We start from the raw sequence: 15,318 nt of genomic DNA, 5'->3' as shown, positions 1-15,318 counted from the left end.
CCGGGGGATCCCCCGGAGCCGGCCCGGCCCTGTGGATTGCGAAGCGGCCCGCTGTCAGGCCCCCAGGGAGGTGAGCAGGCGGGCCACCTCGTCCGTGACGGCCCGGCGCGCGGGCTCGAAGCACTTGCGCGAGTCCGTCAGATCGGGGTCGGCGGCCAGCATCTCCCGGACGACGCCGGTGAAGACCGTGGTCAGCCGGGAGGAGATGTTGATCTTCGTCATGCCGGCGGCGATCACCTGGGCGAGCTCCTCGTCGGCCACGCCCGACGAACCGTGCAGCACCAGCGGCACCGGCAGCGCCTCGCTCAGCGTGGTGACCAGGTCCTTGTCCAGGACGGCGGTCCGCTCGCGCATGCGGTGCGAGGAGCCGACCGCGACGGCCAGCGCGTCCACCCCGGTGGCCCGGACGAAGGCCAGCGCCTCGTCCGGGTCGGTCCGCACGCCGAACGCGTGCGCGCCGCCCTTGCCGCCCACCTTGCCGAGTTCGGCCTCGACGAAGACCTCGCGCTCGTGGCACCAGGCGGTCAGCTCCGCCGTGGCGCGGACGTTCTCCTCGTACGGCAGGTCGGAGTAGTCGACCATGACGGACCGTGCGCCCGCCTCGACGCCCGCGCGGATCATGTCCGGGTCGGTCAGGTGGTCGAGGTGGACGGAGAGCCCGGCGGCGGAGTCCTCGGCCAGGGCGAGCGTCGCGCGCAGCAGCGGCATCATGCCGCCGTGGTAGTCGATGCAGTTCTTGCTGATCTGGAGGACCAGCGGGATTCCGGTCTCCTCGGCGGCGGCGACGATCGCCTCGCCCGTCTCCAGGTGGATGACGTTGAAGGCCAGTGCGCCGACACCGGCTGCGCGTGCGGCGTCGACGATCGACGCGGTGGGGACCAGCGGCATGATCGGGATTCCTTTGCTTGGTGGGCGTGCCACTGCGTGCGGCGGTGCGCGAAGGGGCGGTGTGCGGAGCGGCGGTGCGCGGAGCGGCGGTGCGCGAAAGGGCGGGGAGCCGGGCGGCGTCCGGGCCGAGCGGCGGACGGGGGCGGCCCACCGGGCCGGAGCCGCGGCGGGCCGCCCCCGTCGGGAGGTGGGCCCGGACCGGTCAGCCGGCGGGTTGCGGCTGGGTGGCGGTCAGGTGGGCGGCCAGGCTGCTGACCGTGGAGTACGAGAACACGTCGACGATCCGGAGCCCCGGCCAGTGCGCGCGCAGCTCGGTGGTGACCCGGACGACCATCGCCGAGTCCACCCCCAGGTCGAAGAAGCCGGTCTCCCAGTCGATCGCCGGCAGGCCCAGGGCTTCGGCGAAGACCTCCGCGATGGTCTCGGACGCGGTTTCCTGGGTGGTGGTCATGCCATCGCCTCCGAGAGCACCTTGCCGGCCCGGGCGACCCGGTCCAGCTCGCCGGCGTCGTCCATGTTCACGATCACCCCGTCGATGCCGCAGTCCCGGTACTGCTGGACCCGCTCGGCGACCTGGTCGGGGGTGCCGCACAGGGAGATGGCGCGGACGGCCGACGGGCGCATGCCGTGCAGCTTGGCCAACGCCTCGGCGCCGCGCTCCAGTTCGGCCTCCGAGTCCCCGATGATCGCGGTGCCCAGCCAGGTCTTGGTGACGGTGTCCGGGTCCCGGCCGATGGCCTCGCAGGCCCGGTTCAGGACGCCGATCTTGTGGCGCACGGTCGCCGGGCCGCCGAAGAAGTTACAGCCGTCGGCCAGCTTGGCGATCATCGGGATGGTGGTCTTCTCGCCGCTGCCGCCGATCAGGATCGGCGGGCCGCCGGGGGTGGTCGGCTGCGGCACGTTCAGCGCGCCGCTGACGCGGTGGTACGTCCCCTCGAAGGAGGGGGCGTGCTCGGTGAACATCGCCCGGCAGATCTTCACCGCCTCCCGCAACTCCCGCATCCGCTGCCCGAGTTCGGGGAACGGCATGCCGTACGCCTCGTACTCCTCGCCGTGCCAGCCGGCGCCGACGCCGAGCACCGCGCGGCCCTTGCTGATCACGTCGATGTTCGTGACCATCTTCGCCAGCAGGGCCGGGTTGCGGAACCCGACGGCCGAGACCAGGACGCCGAGCTTGGCCGTCGAGGTCAGCGCCGCGAGGGCGGCGAGCGTGGTGTACGCCTCCGGCATGGGGTCGGCGGCCTCGCCCACGCTGGAGATCTGGTGCACGTGGTCCATCGCCCAGATGCTGTCGAAGCCCGACTCCTCGGCCGTCCGGGCGACCGCGACGACGTGGTCGAACAGCCGGCTGTCCGGGACCTGGGGGAAGGCGTAGCTCGCGAACTGGAAACCGACCCGGGTGAACGGTGTTGCGGTCACACCCGCTCCAGCAGTCGCAGGTCGAGCAGGCGGGCGAGGAAGTCCTCCACCGGGCCGCGGACCTCGTCCGCCGGCCGGCCGGTGACCTCGGCGACCCGCGCCACGACCTCGCGCACCGGACGGCTGCCGTCGACCTGGCGCCACACGTCGCGGGCCTCGGTGTCGAACAGGTAGCGCCCGATCAGGGTCTCGACCAGCAGGCCGTCGTCCTCACCGCGGCGCACGGTGACGTCGAGGGCACGGACGAGCACCTCGTCCATCAGGGTTGTCATGCGTCTGCTCCAGTCTGCTGGTGGTTCTCGATGAATTCCGTCATCGCCGAGATGGTCGGGGTCTGGAAGGCCAGGTCGAGCGGCAGCGAGAGGCACAGCTCCTCGTTGACCCGCGCGCCGATCTCCACCGCGGTGAGGGAGTCGCCGCCCAGGTCGAGGAAGTCCGCCTCGGGGTCGGTGCTCGTCAGGCCGAGGACCTGGGACCACGCGGTGGTCACCACCTCGGCGACGGTCGCCGCGTCCTGGCCGGCCGCCGCGGTGTCCGTGCCGTCCGGGTGCTGCTGCGGGGCCTGCTTCTCCATCCAGTGGCGCTGGGCGGCGAACGGGTAGGCGGGCAGCGACACCACCCGGCGCGCCTCGGTCCCGTAGTACCCGGCCCAGTCGATCGCCGCGCCGCGGGCCCAGGCGAGGGCCACGGTGTCGGCGAGCCGGTGGTCGGGGCCCAGGCGCAGGCGGTCCGGGGCGACGGGCGCCTTCGGTGCCCCGGCGGACTGCGCGCCGGCGTGCAGGACCCGGCCCAGCTCCTGCGCGGGGCCGCCGGCCAGCAGCCAGTCCGCCGCCGGCGCTGCGAACGGCGGGACGTCGACGCGGGCCAGGCTCACCCCGGCCAGCTGCAGGGCGCGCAGCGGGACGAGCACGGCCAGGGCGCCGGCGGCCTCCTCGGGCAGGGTGTCGAACACCGTGCCGTCCGCTCGTCCGCCCTCGGCGTCGAGCAGGGCCGTGTACTCGGCGAGCGCCGCGGCGGCCAGCGGTTCGGCCGCCGCCTCGCGCCGTGCCATGGCGACGAGTTCGTCCGGCCGGCCCTCGACCGCGAGGGAGACGCGGGTGCTGCGGCCGGTCGGCCGGTGCGGTGCGCGCAGGGCCGTCACCAGGTCCTCGGCGTCGGCGTAGGAGCCGGCCCAGCGGGCCGCGTGGGCGGGCCGGGCCACGGCGAGGGTGTACGCGGTGTCGGCGAACTCCCGCTCGGACAGCCGGGCCCCGGCCTCCAGCCGGTCGGCGAGGCGGGCCTTGGCCCGCGCGAGGTCGTCGTCGGTGCGCGCCGAGAGGACCACGGCCTGCCGGTCCCGGGGGGCCGGGTCGGTGTCCGCCTCGTCGGTGTCGGCCACGATCACGTGGGCGTTGGTGCCGCCCAGACCGAACGAGCTGACGCCCGCGACGCGCCTGGCGTCCCGTTCGGGCCAGGCCCGCGTGCCGGTGTTGACGTAGAGGGTGGTGCCGTCGAGCTCGATCGCCGGGTTCGGCTCGGTGAAGTGGAGGCTCGCCGGGATCACCCCGTGCCGGACGGCGAGGGTGGCCTTGATCAGCCCGGCCACACCGGCCGCGGCGTCGGTGTGCCCGATGTTGGTCTTCACCGAGCCGAGGGCGACGGCGCCCGGGCCGCGGTCGTCGTCGGCGAACACCCGGCTGAGGGCCTCCACCTCGATCGGATCGCCCAGCGGGGTCGCGGTGCCGTGGGCCTCGACGTAGGAGACCTCGCGCGGCTCCACGCCGGCCCGCCGCATGGCTGCCCGGACCACGGCCTGCTGGCCCTCCACGTTGGGCACGGTGAAGCCGGCCCGGGAGCTGCCGTCGTTGTTGGTGGCCCAGCCGCGGATCACGCCGTAGCGGCGGTCGCGGTCGGTGCGGGCCTGGCCGTCGCGCTTGAGCACGACCATGCCCGCGCCCGACCCGGGCACGGTGCCGGAGGCCCCCTTGTCGAAGGTCCGGCAGTGGCCGTCCGCGGAGTTGATGCCGCCCTGGACGTACTCGTAGCCGTCCACGTCGGGCATCAGCAGGCTGACCGCGCCGGCGACCGCGATGTCGCAGTCACCGGCCGCCAGGGCCTGGCAGGCCAGGGCGATCGCGGTCAGTCCGGTGGAGCAGCTGGCCTGGACGGTCAGGCTCGGTCCGCGCAGGCCCAGCTTGAAGGCGATCCGCGGGGCGAGGAAGTCCTTCTCGTTGGCCAGGGCCAGGCGCAGCTCGCCCAGGTTCTCCACGGCGGCGGTGTCGGGGGCGACGTGGTCGCGCAGGTAGGTGTTCTCGCCGGAACCGGCGAAGACGCCGATGACGCGGTCGCCGCCGCGGCCGAGGTAGCCGGAGTCCTCCAGGGCGGCAGCGGCCACCTCCAGCAGCACCCGGTGCTGGGGGTCCATCGCCGCGGCCTCGGCCGGCGGGATCCGGAAGTACTCGGCATCGAAGTCCTCGATGCCGTCGACCCTGCCGACCGCCCGTACGTGGTTCCCCTCGGCGGGGCCGCGCTCGATCGACTCGACGCCGGCCGTCAGATTGGCCCAGAACGCCTCCGCGCTGTCGGCGCCGGGGTAGCGGCAGGCCATTCCGATGATCGCGATCGGGGTCGCCGTTGTGATGACATCGCCTGTCACGGCTTGGGAGTCCTCTTCGTTCGAACGGTCACGGCCTCGAACGGCCGTGACCGGGGCGGTCATTACTCGGGCAGGACGGGCTTGGTCAGCACGGCCGGCGCGCCCGCTCCGATGTGCCGGTAGCGCCGGGCGGCGGCCCGCGCGACGAGGTCCGGGAACGTGTCCGCGTCGAAGGGTTCGAGTCCCTTGGTGGAGAAGCGTTCCAGGTAGGCGGGCCCGTACTGGGCGTCGTAGACCGAGAAGCCGGCGTTCGCGAGCGTGAGCACGGCCATCCCGGAGAGGAAGTTGCCGGACTCGGCGACCCGGTGGAACTTGGTCTCGCAGAAGTAGACGCCGCCGACCAGGACGCCGAGCTCGCCGGCGATCAGGTCATCGCCGTTCCAGACCTCGAAGGAGGAGGCGAGTCCGGCCCGGTGCAGGGCCCGGTACTGGTCGGCGATGGCCGGGGTGATCCACTCGGTGTCGTTGCTGCGCGGGGTTTCGGCGACGCCCTGCAGCACCTGCTCGAAGTCCCCGTTGATCCGCCCGGTCCAGCCGAGCCGGCGGGTCCGCTTCCACACGCTGTCCGGGAAGCGGGCGTGGGCGAGGTCGAGGTAGAAGCGCGGTTCGGGGACCCGCCAGACGATCTCGTCGCCCACTCCCCACGGCACGTGCCCGCTGAGGTAGCCGGCCAGGACCGGGTCGAGCGGCGCCGAGATCGTGTCCCCCGTCACGGGTCGGTCGCCGCTCACCCGAGGGCCGCCTCTTCGAGGTTGGTGACGGTGGTGCGGGCCCAGTTCGCGATGCGCAGGACGCAGTCGCGCTCCGACTCGCCGGGGCCGGGGCCCTGGAGGACCTGGGTGCGGTAGCCGTCGACGGTCAGGCCGGACGCCGGGGTCTCCTCGATGCGGCGCAGCAGCCACTTGTCGCTGCGGCACAGCGAACCGGCGAGGACCAGGGCGCCGTCGGCGATCCACGCCGCGGCGGTCATGGCGGCGATGCGGGCGCTCTTGACGTCGTCGTTGCGCAGCATGCCGGCCACGTCGGTGAGCCGGTTCTCGGCGTCGATCTTGAGGGTGCGGGTCAGGGCCCGCTGGTACGAGGAGGAGGCGATCAGGCGGCTGGTCTCCTCGAAGAACTCCTCGCCCTTGAGGGGCTTGGCGATCGAGAGCCGGTACACGAAGTCCTTGACGACGGTGCCGGACTCGCAGAACTCGGGCTCCTCCGCCGTCAGGTAGGGGGCGAGGGCCTGCGCGGGCGCGTCCGTCGGCCAGATCTTCAGGTCGATGCGGGAGTCGCCGTAGCGGCCCATCCAGGTCAGGCAGGTCAGGCCGCTCTCGTCGGTGCTGCGCCACATCTCCATCGTGTCGTCGACGGGCAGGTCGAGGTCGGTGTCGGCGAAGGCGTAGGCGTCGACGTCGCTGAACGGGTTGGCCCAGCCGGCCGCAGTGGAGCCGGTCAGGCAGATCGCCTTGGCCTCGGCGAGGCCCGGGAACTGCGCCAGCAGTCCGGCCAGGGAGACGTCGGGGGCGGTCAGCTCGCCGGGTTGGTCGCAGAGGACCTTCAGTGAGGGGGCGAAGGCGGGTCGGTCTGTCATAGGGGAGTTGTCCTCCGTAGTTCCCAACAGGGTGGAACCGGGCCGTGGGCCGGTGCGGAACGTGCCGAGACCGGGCCGGGCGCGCGGACGCGGCGGGGCGGCCGCGGGGCGGGCGCGCGGCCGTGCCGTCCGGGCGGCGGCGGGTCAGGCGGACTTCAGCAGCTTGTCCACGGCCCGGGTGAAATCGCCGAACCGGGGGTTGGCGAAGATGAGCTGTACCGGCACCTTGCGGAGCAGGGCGTCGGAGAGCTGGGCGCACATCCGGACCGCGGCGATGGAGGTGCCGCCGGCGTCGAAGAAGTCGGTCGTGGCGTCCACCTCCTCGGCCGGGGTCCAGCGGATCCACGCGGCGCGCACCGAGGTGGCGACGTCCGGCGCGGCGAGGACGCCGAGCTTGGCGCCCTGGGCGTGCTCCAGGCCCGAGGTCACCTGGATGCGGTCCGGCTGCCAGGCCGGCGGCAGCACCGCGGCGAGGTGGGCGGCGACGCGCTCGCGGACCTGCTCGGGTGCGTCGGCGGACTGGACGACGACCAGGAGCGCGTCCGAGTTCCGGTCCAGGCGGACGACGGCGCCGAGCACCCCGGCGCACTCCCGGGCGGCCGCGGCCAGGGACTCCCCGTTGACGGTGACCCCGCCGCGCTTGAGCCGGGTGAGGTCGGCGCGTCCGTGCAGGTAGACGTAGCCGTCGGAGGCGAGCGAGGCCAGGTCGCCGGTGTCGTGGGCGGGGGCCGCGCCGACCGCCGGCCGGGCGCCGAGCAGGAGCCGGCCCCGTCCGTCGGTCCCGGCCTCGGGCCGCAGTTCGTAGCGCATGAAGGGCAGCGGGGCGCCGACGGGCACGTCCTCGGGGTGGGCGGTGGCCTTGGGCAGTTCGTCGAAGTCGAAGACGAAGCAGGTCGGGGCGAGTTCCGAAGTCCCGTAGGCGTTCAGCAGTTTGACGCCGGAGAGTCGCTCGCGGGCCCACTCGACGAGCGGCCGGGCGACCGGCTCGCTGCCGAGGACCACCAGGCGGACGGAGGACGGCAGGCCGCGCTCGGTCCTGCGCATGAAGTCGATCACGCCCATCCCGTAGGAGCTGGGCAGGTTGACCACGGTGATCCGCTGGGCCTCCAGGAAGTCCAGGAAGGTCTCGGCGGACGGCGCGTGCTCCCACGGCGGGACGACGACGGTGGCGTCGGCCCGGAAGGTCGGGACCACCTCCTCCACGAACACGTCGAACCCGGCCGGGGCGAACTGGAGCACCCGGTCGGTGTCCGTCAGTCCGTAGGCCTCGCGGATGTCGTGGAGGTAGGCCTCGAAGACCGCGCGGTCGATGGGGGCGATCTTCGGGTCACCGGTGGTGCCGGAGGTGGCCGCCAGGTACACGGCGTCCGGCCAGGCGGCCGGCCGGTCCGCGCCGGTGGCGGTGACGGTGAACGCGCCGACGGAACCGGTCACCACGGCGGCGGCCCCGGAGGCCTCGCGCAGCCGGGCCCGTCGGTCGGCGGGGTCGGCGGCGGAACCCAGCAGGGGGATGTCACCGGCTTCCAGCACCGCCAGCAGTGCGACGACCGAGGGTAGGCCGCGGTCGCATTCGATGGCCACGACCTTGCGTCCGGTGCCGCCGGTCCGGCCGAGTTCGGCGGCCAGTTCCCCTGTCTGTGCGACGACGTCGGTGTGTCGCCACTCGTAACCCGCAGTCACTCCCACTCCTCCACTCACGCACCGCGCCGGGGCGGTCGTTTCGATCATTGGCCCACCGGAGGTGTCACCGGTGCAGTGCGGCATCGAGGTCCTCGGCCACGGACTCCGCGAGGCCGGTCCAGGACGGGCCGGAAAACAGGTGGTCGGCCCCCGCGAGTTCGCGGATCCGGGCGTGACCGGTGGTCTGGGCGTGCCATCCGACGACGTCGTCGAGGGCGATCTCGTCGTCGGCGGTGCCGCGGAAGACGGTGAGCGGCACGTCCCGGAGCGGTCCTTCGCGGTAGCGGTACTTGCTGATGGCCCGCATGTCGGCCTCCAGGACGGGCAGCAGCAGCTCCACGATGTCCGGTTCGGCGAGCAGGTCCTGGTCCAGGTAGCGCCGGGCGAGCTGCTCGCGGGAGACGAGTTCCTCGTCGGCGGCCTGGGCGGCTTGCGGAGGCGGGAGCTGCGAGGCCACGGCGAGGTGGACCACGGAGGGGCCGAGTTCCCGGGCGAGTTCGAAGGCGACCAGGGCGCCCGAGCAGTGGCCGAACAGGGCGACGCGCCGGTGGGGGAGGCCGGCGACGGCCTCCCGCACCTCGGCGATGATCTCGGCCACGTCGGTCAGGGCCGGTTCGGCCATGCGGTTCTCCCGGCCCGGCAGCCGTACGCCGTACACGCCGACGTCCTCCGGGAAGGCGTCCGCCCAGGTCCGGAAGACCACGGCGCTGGCGCCGGCCCAGGGCAGGCAGATCAGGGCCGGTCCGTCGGGGGTACCGGGTGCCCAGGTCACGAGGGTTGTGGGCGCGGGCCGTTGCGGTTCGTCGGTGCTCATTCCGCGGCCGCCGGTTCGAGCGTCGGCGCCGGCGTCGGCGCCCCCGACCGGACCTGCCAGACGCCGGGCACGAAGAGGATGCCCACGGTCACCACCACGAGCAGGCCGGCGGAGCCGAGCATGACGGTGTTGGAGCCGATGGCGGCCCCGATCGGGCCGACCAGGGCGAAGCCGACGGGTTTGAAGACCTGGGAGCCGAAGAAGTCGAAGGAGCTGATGCGTCCGAGGGCCTCCTCGGGCACGTTCTCGTGCAGGGCCGTGTACCAGAGGGTGTCGCCGAGTTCGGAGCAGGCCCAGGCGAAGACCGCCACGCCCTGCAGCACCAGCAACGGGGCGCCGACCGCGAACAGGACGAAGAACAGGCCCACCGGGAGGATCAGGAACTGGCCGAAGACCAGGGGGAGTTTGGGCTTCACCCTGGTGGCGACGAGCGCGCCGAGGATGGCACCGATGGAGGTGGCCGCGAGCAGGCCGCCCCAGGCTCCGGCGCCGCCGAGGTCCTCCTTGGCGATCCGGGCGCCCAGCACCATGAAGACCGGGAACACGGCCAGCTGGAAGAGGCCGAAGGACGAGACGATCGTCCACACCCAGGTCCGGGAGGTGAACTCCTTCCAGCCGCCCTTGAGTTCGTTGAGGACAGACTCCGCCTTCTCCCGCTTCGGGTCGGCGATCCGCATGAAGCAGAAGGCGATCGAGGCGAGGAGGAAGGTCCCGGCGTCCGCGGCCATGCCCCAGCCCGCGCCGACGGTGGCCACCAGCAGGGCGCCCGCCATCGGGCCGATGACGCCCAGGCCGTTGCGGGACAGCGCCAGCAGGGCGTTCGCCTTCTGGAGGTGCTCGGGGCTGACGCTCTGCGGGACCACGCTCAGCGAGGCCGGCAGGAACAGCGCGTTGCCCAGGCCGTAGACGACCTGGAGCAGGGCGATCTTCCAGACGGCCGCCGAGTCGGACAGGACCAGGGCGCCCGAGGCCGCCTGCGCGCCGAACATCGCGACGTTGGCGGCGATCATCAGCTTGCGGCGGGACAACCGGTCGGCCCAGACGCCGCCGAGCAACAGCAGCGCGATGGTGGGGATCTCGCGGGCCAGCAGGACCATGGCGAGGCCCTTGGGGCCGGCCAGGTCCAGCATGGCGAATGTCAGGGCGACCAGGGAGATCCCGTCACCGAGGGAGGAGATCGCCCGGGCGCTGAACAGCATCAGGAAATTGCGTTCGGTCAGCGGACCCCGTGGCCGTCGTGGCGGGATTGATGGCGCAGGCAAGCTTTCTTCTCCTCCCGAAAGTTCCCAAGCGCCGAATTGTGTTCGGTGCATCCCCGAGGCGCTTGAGAGCGATCAACATAACCCGCAAGACGGTGTACCGCCACCCAAATTGAGGAGTGAATCCACTTCACAAAGTGTTCGTGTGAAGTGTGCCACATCCACACATCCCGACTATCGGTGTCCGTTTCACCCGCTATCGGCGGGGAGAATCGGGTGGGGCGGTTCAGAACCGGACAACCGGCGCTTTTGCCGACGGATTCGCAGAGATCGCCGGAACCCGCTCCGGAGGCGCCCTCGGCGCCGGTCGGCGGATTCCACTCCTATGTCCGGTTTGGGGGCCTCCGAGAGCCCGGGCGAATCGGGCAAGACCTCCATCTTGCGCAGAGCATGACATAGCGTCAACTTGCGGAACGTTAAACTCCGGGGGTAGCCCGCGGAAATTCCAAGGGTTAATATGGCTGCTCTCCGGTGCTCTCCGGCCCGCTCTCGATGCGGGCCGGGAGGTGTCGGAAGAACGGGGGAATCGGGCATATCTGCCCGTGTCGCAGCGGCTTCCTGGCTGTATTCACGCAGTTCAGGGCCGTTTTTTCGCGTGCCGTCCAGGACGGTCGCGTCATGCGGGACGACCGGCCATGCCGCCGGCGACTTCCCCGGAGCTGCCATTGGTGCGGAAGTGCCTTCCGACGTCGTTTGTGCGACGAGAATCGGTCGGTATTCCGGCGCATACCCGCATACCTGCGCCGCGAATTCCTTCCGTCTCGAAAATCGACATCCGGAACGGGCCTCACGAGGACACCGCGGATCTAGAGAGGAAGCTGTGACCCCGATACGCCTGGCAATTGTTGGTGGCGGCCCCTATTGCACGTACGCGATGGAGAGGCTGGCCGCTTCGATAGGCGCCGAAGGCGACCCCGTCGAACTCGTCATCCACGTCTTCGAACGCACCGGGCAATTCGGTGCCGGCCGGGTCCACAGTCCTTTGCAGGCCCCCACGAGTTTCCTCAACCGCGTCGCCGGACACGTCTCCTTCGGCGCCGACGAGAGCGTCGAGGACGCCGGCCCGCTGCTCCCCGAGGAGCTCCGCCCCAGCCTCTACACCTGGGCCCGCCGCAGGTTCGACCGGACCGGCGACCCCCGCTTCGACATCGGCCCGGACGACTGGCCCAAGCGCTACCTGCACGGCCTCGCCCTGCGCGAGCAGTTCGACGCCTACGTGGACATCCTGCGGGCCCGCCCCGGAGTGACCGTCGAACTGCACCACCGCGAGGTCACCGACGTCGAGGACCTCGCGTCCCCCGGCACCAGCGGCCCGCTGCGCCTCACCTCCGTCCCCGCCGCCGGCCCGGGAGCCCCCGCGCACACGGACGTCGACCACCTGCTGCTGCTCACCGGCCACTCGTACAACGACCCGCGGCACTCCCCGCGGACCCGCCGGTGGGCCGAGGACGCCGAACGGACCCCGGGAGTCGCGTTCCTGGCCAGCGCCTACCCCCTGGAGGAGCGGCTCACCGCCGACGTCGCCGGCCCCGGCACCGTCGTCGGCTGCGCCGGGACGATGCTCACCGGCATCGACGCCGTCCTCCACCTCACCGAGGGCCGCGGCGGACGCTTCGTCCGCACCGAGGACGGCGCCCTGCGCTACGAGCCCTCCGGCCGCGAACCCCGCTCCATCGTCGCCTTCAGCGAATCCGGGCTCTTCGCCTTCGCCCGGCCGCTCACCCCCGCCGGCGCCGCCAAGGGCAAGCACCGGGGCGTCTTCCTCACCGTCGAGGCCGTCGACCGGATCCGCGAGAACTTCGGCAGCGACCCCGTGCGCGTCGGAGAGGTGACCCGGCGTCAGATCGACTACGACCGCCACCTCCTCCCGCTCATCACGGCGGAGATGGCCCTGCTCCACCACACGACGCTGTTCGGCCCGGACTTCGGCCGCCACCTCGTACGGGTCTCGGCCGCCGCCCGGGAGGACTTCCTCGACCGGACCGCGGGCACCGCCCCCGCGCAGGACTCCGTCGCCCACCTCACCGCCCCGCTCGACCGGGCCGTGGCCGAGGCGGTGGAAGCCGTCGAATCGCTGCTCCTCGGCCGCACCCCGTACCGCGACCTCGCCGCCCGGCCGCGCGACTGGTCCTTCCCCGAACTGCTGCGGCGCTACGCCGACGTGGTGCTCGGCGCCGAGAACCGCCGGAGCCTGGAGGCCGTCCTCGACGACCCGGCCCGCACGGCCGAACTCGTCGCCACACTGACCTCGCCGACCCGGCACGCCGTCCTGCCCTCGGGCAACCTGTTCTCCTGGGAACGCACCCTCGAACCGATCGCCCCGGGCGACCGCACCTCCCCCGAGCAGTACCGCAAGGCGATGGTCGAATTCATGGCCACCGACCACCTGTGGGCCCGCCAGGGCGTCTTCGAGAACCCCGCCAAGACCGCCGCGGACGCGGTCTGGCGCGGCCTGCGCCCGGTCATCGTGCACGCCGTCAACGACGGCGGCCTGCACGCCGACGCCCACCGCCGCTTCCTCGGCACCTGGCTGCGCCAGCACAACCGGCTCGCCTACGGCCCGGTCCCCGACGTCATGGACCGCATCCGGGCCCTCATCGAGCACGGCATCCTCGACGTGACCGCCGGTCCCGGCGCCCGGGTCGACACCGACGGCCGGCACCTCGTGGTCACCGGCCCGCACACCGGCGCCGCCCACCGCATCGACGTCCTGCTCGACGCCCGGGTCCCGGCCTTCGACGCCGCCGCCGACATCGCCCCCCTCTACCCCAACCTGCTGCGCCGCGGCCTGGTCCGCACCTGGGTCAACCCGCACCGGGGCGGCGGCGAGGACTTCCGGCCCGGCGGCCTCGACCTCACCGACGACTTCTGCGTCATCCGCCCGGACAGCAGCGTCGACCGGCGCATCAGCGTCCTCGGACCCGCCATCGAGGGACAGAAGTTCTTCCAGGGCGGTGCGATGAAGCCGGGCTCCGACCACCACGCCATGCGGTTCACCCTCCGCTGGTTGCGCACCTTCCGGGCCCAGGCCGGCCTGGGGAGCTGAAGCGGCCACGCCCGACCGCCCCTATCCGACCCCAGCAGAGACGCCACCGCCATGGACACCCACGCCCGCACCCAACCGAGCACCCCGGCCGCACACCCGACCGGGGTCCACCACCTCATCGGACAGCACGCCCGGCAGCACCCCGGCGCACCGGCCGTGCGCGAGGCGGTCACCGGCCGCGAACTCTCCTACGGCGACCTGTGGGACCTGGCGGGAGACCTCGCCGCACGCCTGACCGACGCGGGCCTGCGCCCCGGCGACGCCTGCGGCATCGCCCTCGACCGCGGAGCCCACCTGGTCGTCGCCGTGCTGGCCGCCGCCCGCGCCGGAGCCTTCTACGTGCCGCTCGACCTGGACGCCCCGGCCCAGCGCTCCGCCGCCCAACTGGCCGACGCCGCGGCGCGCTTCGTGGTCACCGCGTCCGGCGACGGCCGCGCGGCCGCCGTCGCGCCGGACCTGCCCAGGATCGAAGCCGTCCGCACCGCAGGAACGGCCGCACCGGACCACGGCCGCACCGGCCACGACGCCGGCGGCCACGACGCCGGCGGGGACGACCCGCTGTACGTCAACTTCACCTCCGGCACCAGCGGACGCCCCAAGGCCGTCCTCGTCCCGCACCGCGCCGTGCTCCGGCTCGTCGACGAGCCGACCTACTGCACCCTGCGGCCCGGCACCCGGGTGGCCAACGTGGCCAACCCGGCCTTCGACGCCACCACCTTCGAGATCTGGGCCACCCTCGCCGCCCGCGGCACGGTCGTCGTCATGCCCTCCGTGGCCGCCACCGGCCTGGACCGCTGGCTGGACCTGCTGCGCGCCGAGGGCGTGGCGGCGATGTTCCTGACCACCTCGCTGTTCCACATGATCGCCCAGGAACGCCCCGGCGCCCTCGGCACCCTGGAGACGCTGCTCGTCGGCGGCGAGGCGCTGAGCCCCGAGGCCGCCCGCCGGGTCCTCGCCGCCGGCGGCCCCGACCGGCTGGTCAACGTCTACGGACCCACCGAGACCACCACGTTCGCCACCTACCACGACCTCGACGCCGAGAAGCTGCGCGACCTGGTGCGCGCACCCATCGGCGGCGCCATCCAGCACACCGAACTGCGCGTGCTCGGCCCCGACCTGGCACCCGTGCCCGACGGCGACCGCGGCGAACTGGCCATCGGCGGCCCCGGCGTGGCCCTCGGCTACCTGGGACGACCCGAACTGACGGCGGAGCGGTTCACCACCCTGCCGGACGCCGCCGGCGACGGTGTGTTCTACCGGACCGGCGACCTCGTCCGCAGGCTCCCCGACGGCAGCCTGGAGATCTTCGGCCGGCTCGACCGCCAGGTGAAGATCCGCGGCTTCCGGGTCGAACTGGAGGAGGTCGAACGCGCCGCCGTGGCCACCGGCCTGGCCACCGCGGCCGTCGTCGAGAAGACGGGGGAGGGGGCCGCCGCCGTCCTGGTCGGCTTCGTCCTGCCCGCCGGGGACCGGCACGCGCCCGCCCGGACCGTGACCGAGCTGCAGACCGCGCTCGCCGGCGAACTGCCCGGCTACATGCTGCCCACCCGGTGGACCGTCCTCGACGCCATCCCGCTGGGCCCCACCGGCAAGGCGGACCGGGACGCGCTGCTCGCCCTGGACCGGCCCGACACGCCCGACACGCCCGCCGCGGCCTCCGCATCCGACGCCGCCTCCGCCCCCTCCGCATCCGACGCCGCCTCCGTATCCGACGCCCCGGACCCCGGTGACGGCCCCGCCCCGCAGGACGGCGATCCGGCCACCGAGGTCCGGCGCCTGTGGCGCGAGGTCCTGGAGGTCGCCGAAGCCCGGGACGAGGACAACTTCATCGAAGCGGGCGGCAACTCGATCCTCGCGATCCAACTGGCCGGCCGCGTCAACGAGGCCGTGTCCGCCGACCTCGGGCCGGCCGACGTCCTGCTGGCCACCGACCTGGCCGACCTGACCGAGAAGGTCCTGCACTCGGCGACCGCCCGGCGCTGACGGGAAAGACACGAAGGG

General features: G+C 73.0%; 12 protein-coding genes. 2 read left to right on the top strand and 10 right to left on the bottom strand.

The genetic code is table 11. The annotated features are described in order from the left end of the window. Nucleotides 1-54: 54 nt before the first annotated feature. The 10 genes from ACFV0O_RS28620 to ACFV0O_RS28575 all read right to left on the bottom strand — a co-directional run bounded on the left by ACFV0O_RS28620 (nucleotide 55) and on the right by ACFV0O_RS28575 (nucleotide 10,325). Complete coding sequence (locus ACFV0O_RS28620) at nucleotides 55-888, bottom strand: class II fructose-bisphosphate aldolase (protein ID WP_360263225.1); 834 nt, start codon at nucleotides 886-888, stop codon at nucleotides 55-57. Between the two features lie 202 nt (nucleotides 889-1,090). Continuing rightward, nucleotides 1,091-1,339: an acyl carrier protein gene (locus ACFV0O_RS28615; protein WP_380346554.1), complete on the bottom strand. Its 249-nt coding sequence runs from the start codon at nucleotides 1,337-1,339 to the stop codon at nucleotides 1,091-1,093. Further along, complete coding sequence (locus ACFV0O_RS28610; protein ID WP_380346553.1) at nucleotides 1,336-2,307, bottom strand: TIGR03560 family F420-dependent LLM class oxidoreductase; 972 nt, start codon at nucleotides 2,305-2,307, stop codon at nucleotides 1,336-1,338. The genes ACFV0O_RS28615 and ACFV0O_RS28610 overlap by 4 nt, the downstream gene beginning before the upstream one ends. Further along, on the bottom strand, nucleotides 2,304-2,579 hold the full coding sequence (locus ACFV0O_RS28605; RefSeq protein WP_380346552.1) for a PqqD family peptide modification chaperone: 276 nt from the start codon (nucleotides 2,577-2,579) through the stop codon (nucleotides 2,304-2,306). The genes ACFV0O_RS28610 and ACFV0O_RS28605 overlap by 4 nt, the downstream gene beginning before the upstream one ends. Continuing rightward, a complete protein-coding gene (locus tag ACFV0O_RS28600) occupies nucleotides 2,576-4,942 on the bottom strand; it encodes a beta-ketoacyl synthase N-terminal-like domain-containing protein (protein WP_380346551.1) in 2,367 nt (788 codons plus the stop codon). Before ACFV0O_RS28600 ends, ACFV0O_RS28605 begins: the two co-directional genes overlap by 4 nt. Before the next feature lie 62 nt (nucleotides 4,943-5,004). Continuing rightward, on the bottom strand, nucleotides 5,005-5,673 hold the full coding sequence (locus ACFV0O_RS28595) for a leucyl/phenylalanyl-tRNA--protein transferase (RefSeq protein ID WP_380346550.1): 669 nt from the start codon (nucleotides 5,671-5,673) through the stop codon (nucleotides 5,005-5,007). Beyond that, entirely contained in the window at nucleotides 5,670-6,518 is an 849-nt protein-coding gene (locus ACFV0O_RS28590; RefSeq protein WP_380346549.1) for a hypothetical protein, read from the bottom strand. The genes ACFV0O_RS28595 and ACFV0O_RS28590 overlap by 4 nt, the downstream gene beginning before the upstream one ends. Nucleotides 6,519-6,662: 144 nt before the next feature. Further along, nucleotides 6,663-8,198, bottom strand: coding sequence for a non-ribosomal peptide synthetase (locus ACFV0O_RS28585; protein ID WP_380346548.1), 1,536 nt, complete (start codon nucleotides 8,196-8,198; stop codon nucleotides 6,663-6,665). Nucleotides 8,199-8,262: 64 nt separating this feature from the next. Then, nucleotides 8,263-8,970, bottom strand: coding sequence for a thioesterase II family protein (locus ACFV0O_RS28580; RefSeq protein ID WP_380346547.1), 708 nt, complete (start codon nucleotides 8,968-8,970; stop codon nucleotides 8,263-8,265). Between the two features lie 38 nt (nucleotides 8,971-9,008). Then, nucleotides 9,009-10,325, bottom strand: coding sequence for an MFS transporter (locus ACFV0O_RS28575; protein ID WP_380346546.1), 1,317 nt, complete (start codon nucleotides 10,323-10,325; stop codon nucleotides 9,009-9,011). Nucleotides 10,326-11,091: 766 nt separating this feature from the next. On the opposite strand from ACFV0O_RS28575, the gene ACFV0O_RS28570 reads away from it, so the two are divergent. Both ACFV0O_RS28570 and ACFV0O_RS28565 read left to right on the top strand, forming a co-directional pair. Beyond that, nucleotides 11,092-13,317: an FAD/NAD(P)-binding protein gene (locus ACFV0O_RS28570; RefSeq protein WP_380346545.1), complete on the top strand. Its 2,226-nt coding sequence runs from the start codon at nucleotides 11,092-11,094 to the stop codon at nucleotides 13,315-13,317. A 51-nt stretch (nucleotides 13,318-13,368) separates the two neighbouring features. Continuing rightward, entirely contained in the window at nucleotides 13,369-15,300 is a 1,932-nt protein-coding gene (locus ACFV0O_RS28565; RefSeq protein WP_380346544.1) for a non-ribosomal peptide synthetase, read from the top strand. The last annotated feature ends 18 nt before the right edge of the window (nucleotides 15,301-15,318 follow it).

The organism is Kitasatospora sp. NPDC059577 (genome assembly GCF_042735475.1).
Classification (GTDB): domain Bacteria; phylum Actinomycetota; class Actinomycetes; order Streptomycetales; family Streptomycetaceae; genus Kitasatospora.
The sequence above is the reverse complement of the archived record's forward strand: the minus strand, read 5'-3'. Positions and strand labels throughout refer to the sequence as shown.

Excerpts from the sequence above, each read along its gene's own strand:
- ACFV0O_RS28575 (WP_380346546.1), bottom strand. The coding sequence starts at position 10,325 with ATGCACCGAACACAATTCGGCGCTTGGGAACTTTCGGGAGGAGAAGAA.
- ACFV0O_RS28605 (WP_380346552.1), bottom strand. The coding sequence starts at position 2,579 with ATGACAACCCTGATGGACGAGGTGCTCGTCCGTGCCCTCGACGTCACC.
- ACFV0O_RS28615 (WP_380346554.1), bottom strand. The coding sequence starts at position 1,339 with ATGACCACCACCCAGGAAACCGCGTCCGAGACCATCGCGGAGGTCTTC.
- ACFV0O_RS28620 (WP_360263225.1), bottom strand. The coding sequence starts at position 888 with ATGCCGCTGGTCCCCACCGCGTCGATCGTCGACGCCGCACGCGCAGCC.
- ACFV0O_RS28590 (WP_380346549.1), bottom strand. The coding sequence starts at position 6,518 with ATGACAGACCGACCCGCCTTCGCCCCCTCACTGAAGGTCCTCTGCGAC.
- ACFV0O_RS28565 (WP_380346544.1), top strand. The coding sequence starts at position 13,369 with ATGGACACCCACGCCCGCACCCAACCGAGCACCCCGGCCGCACACCCG.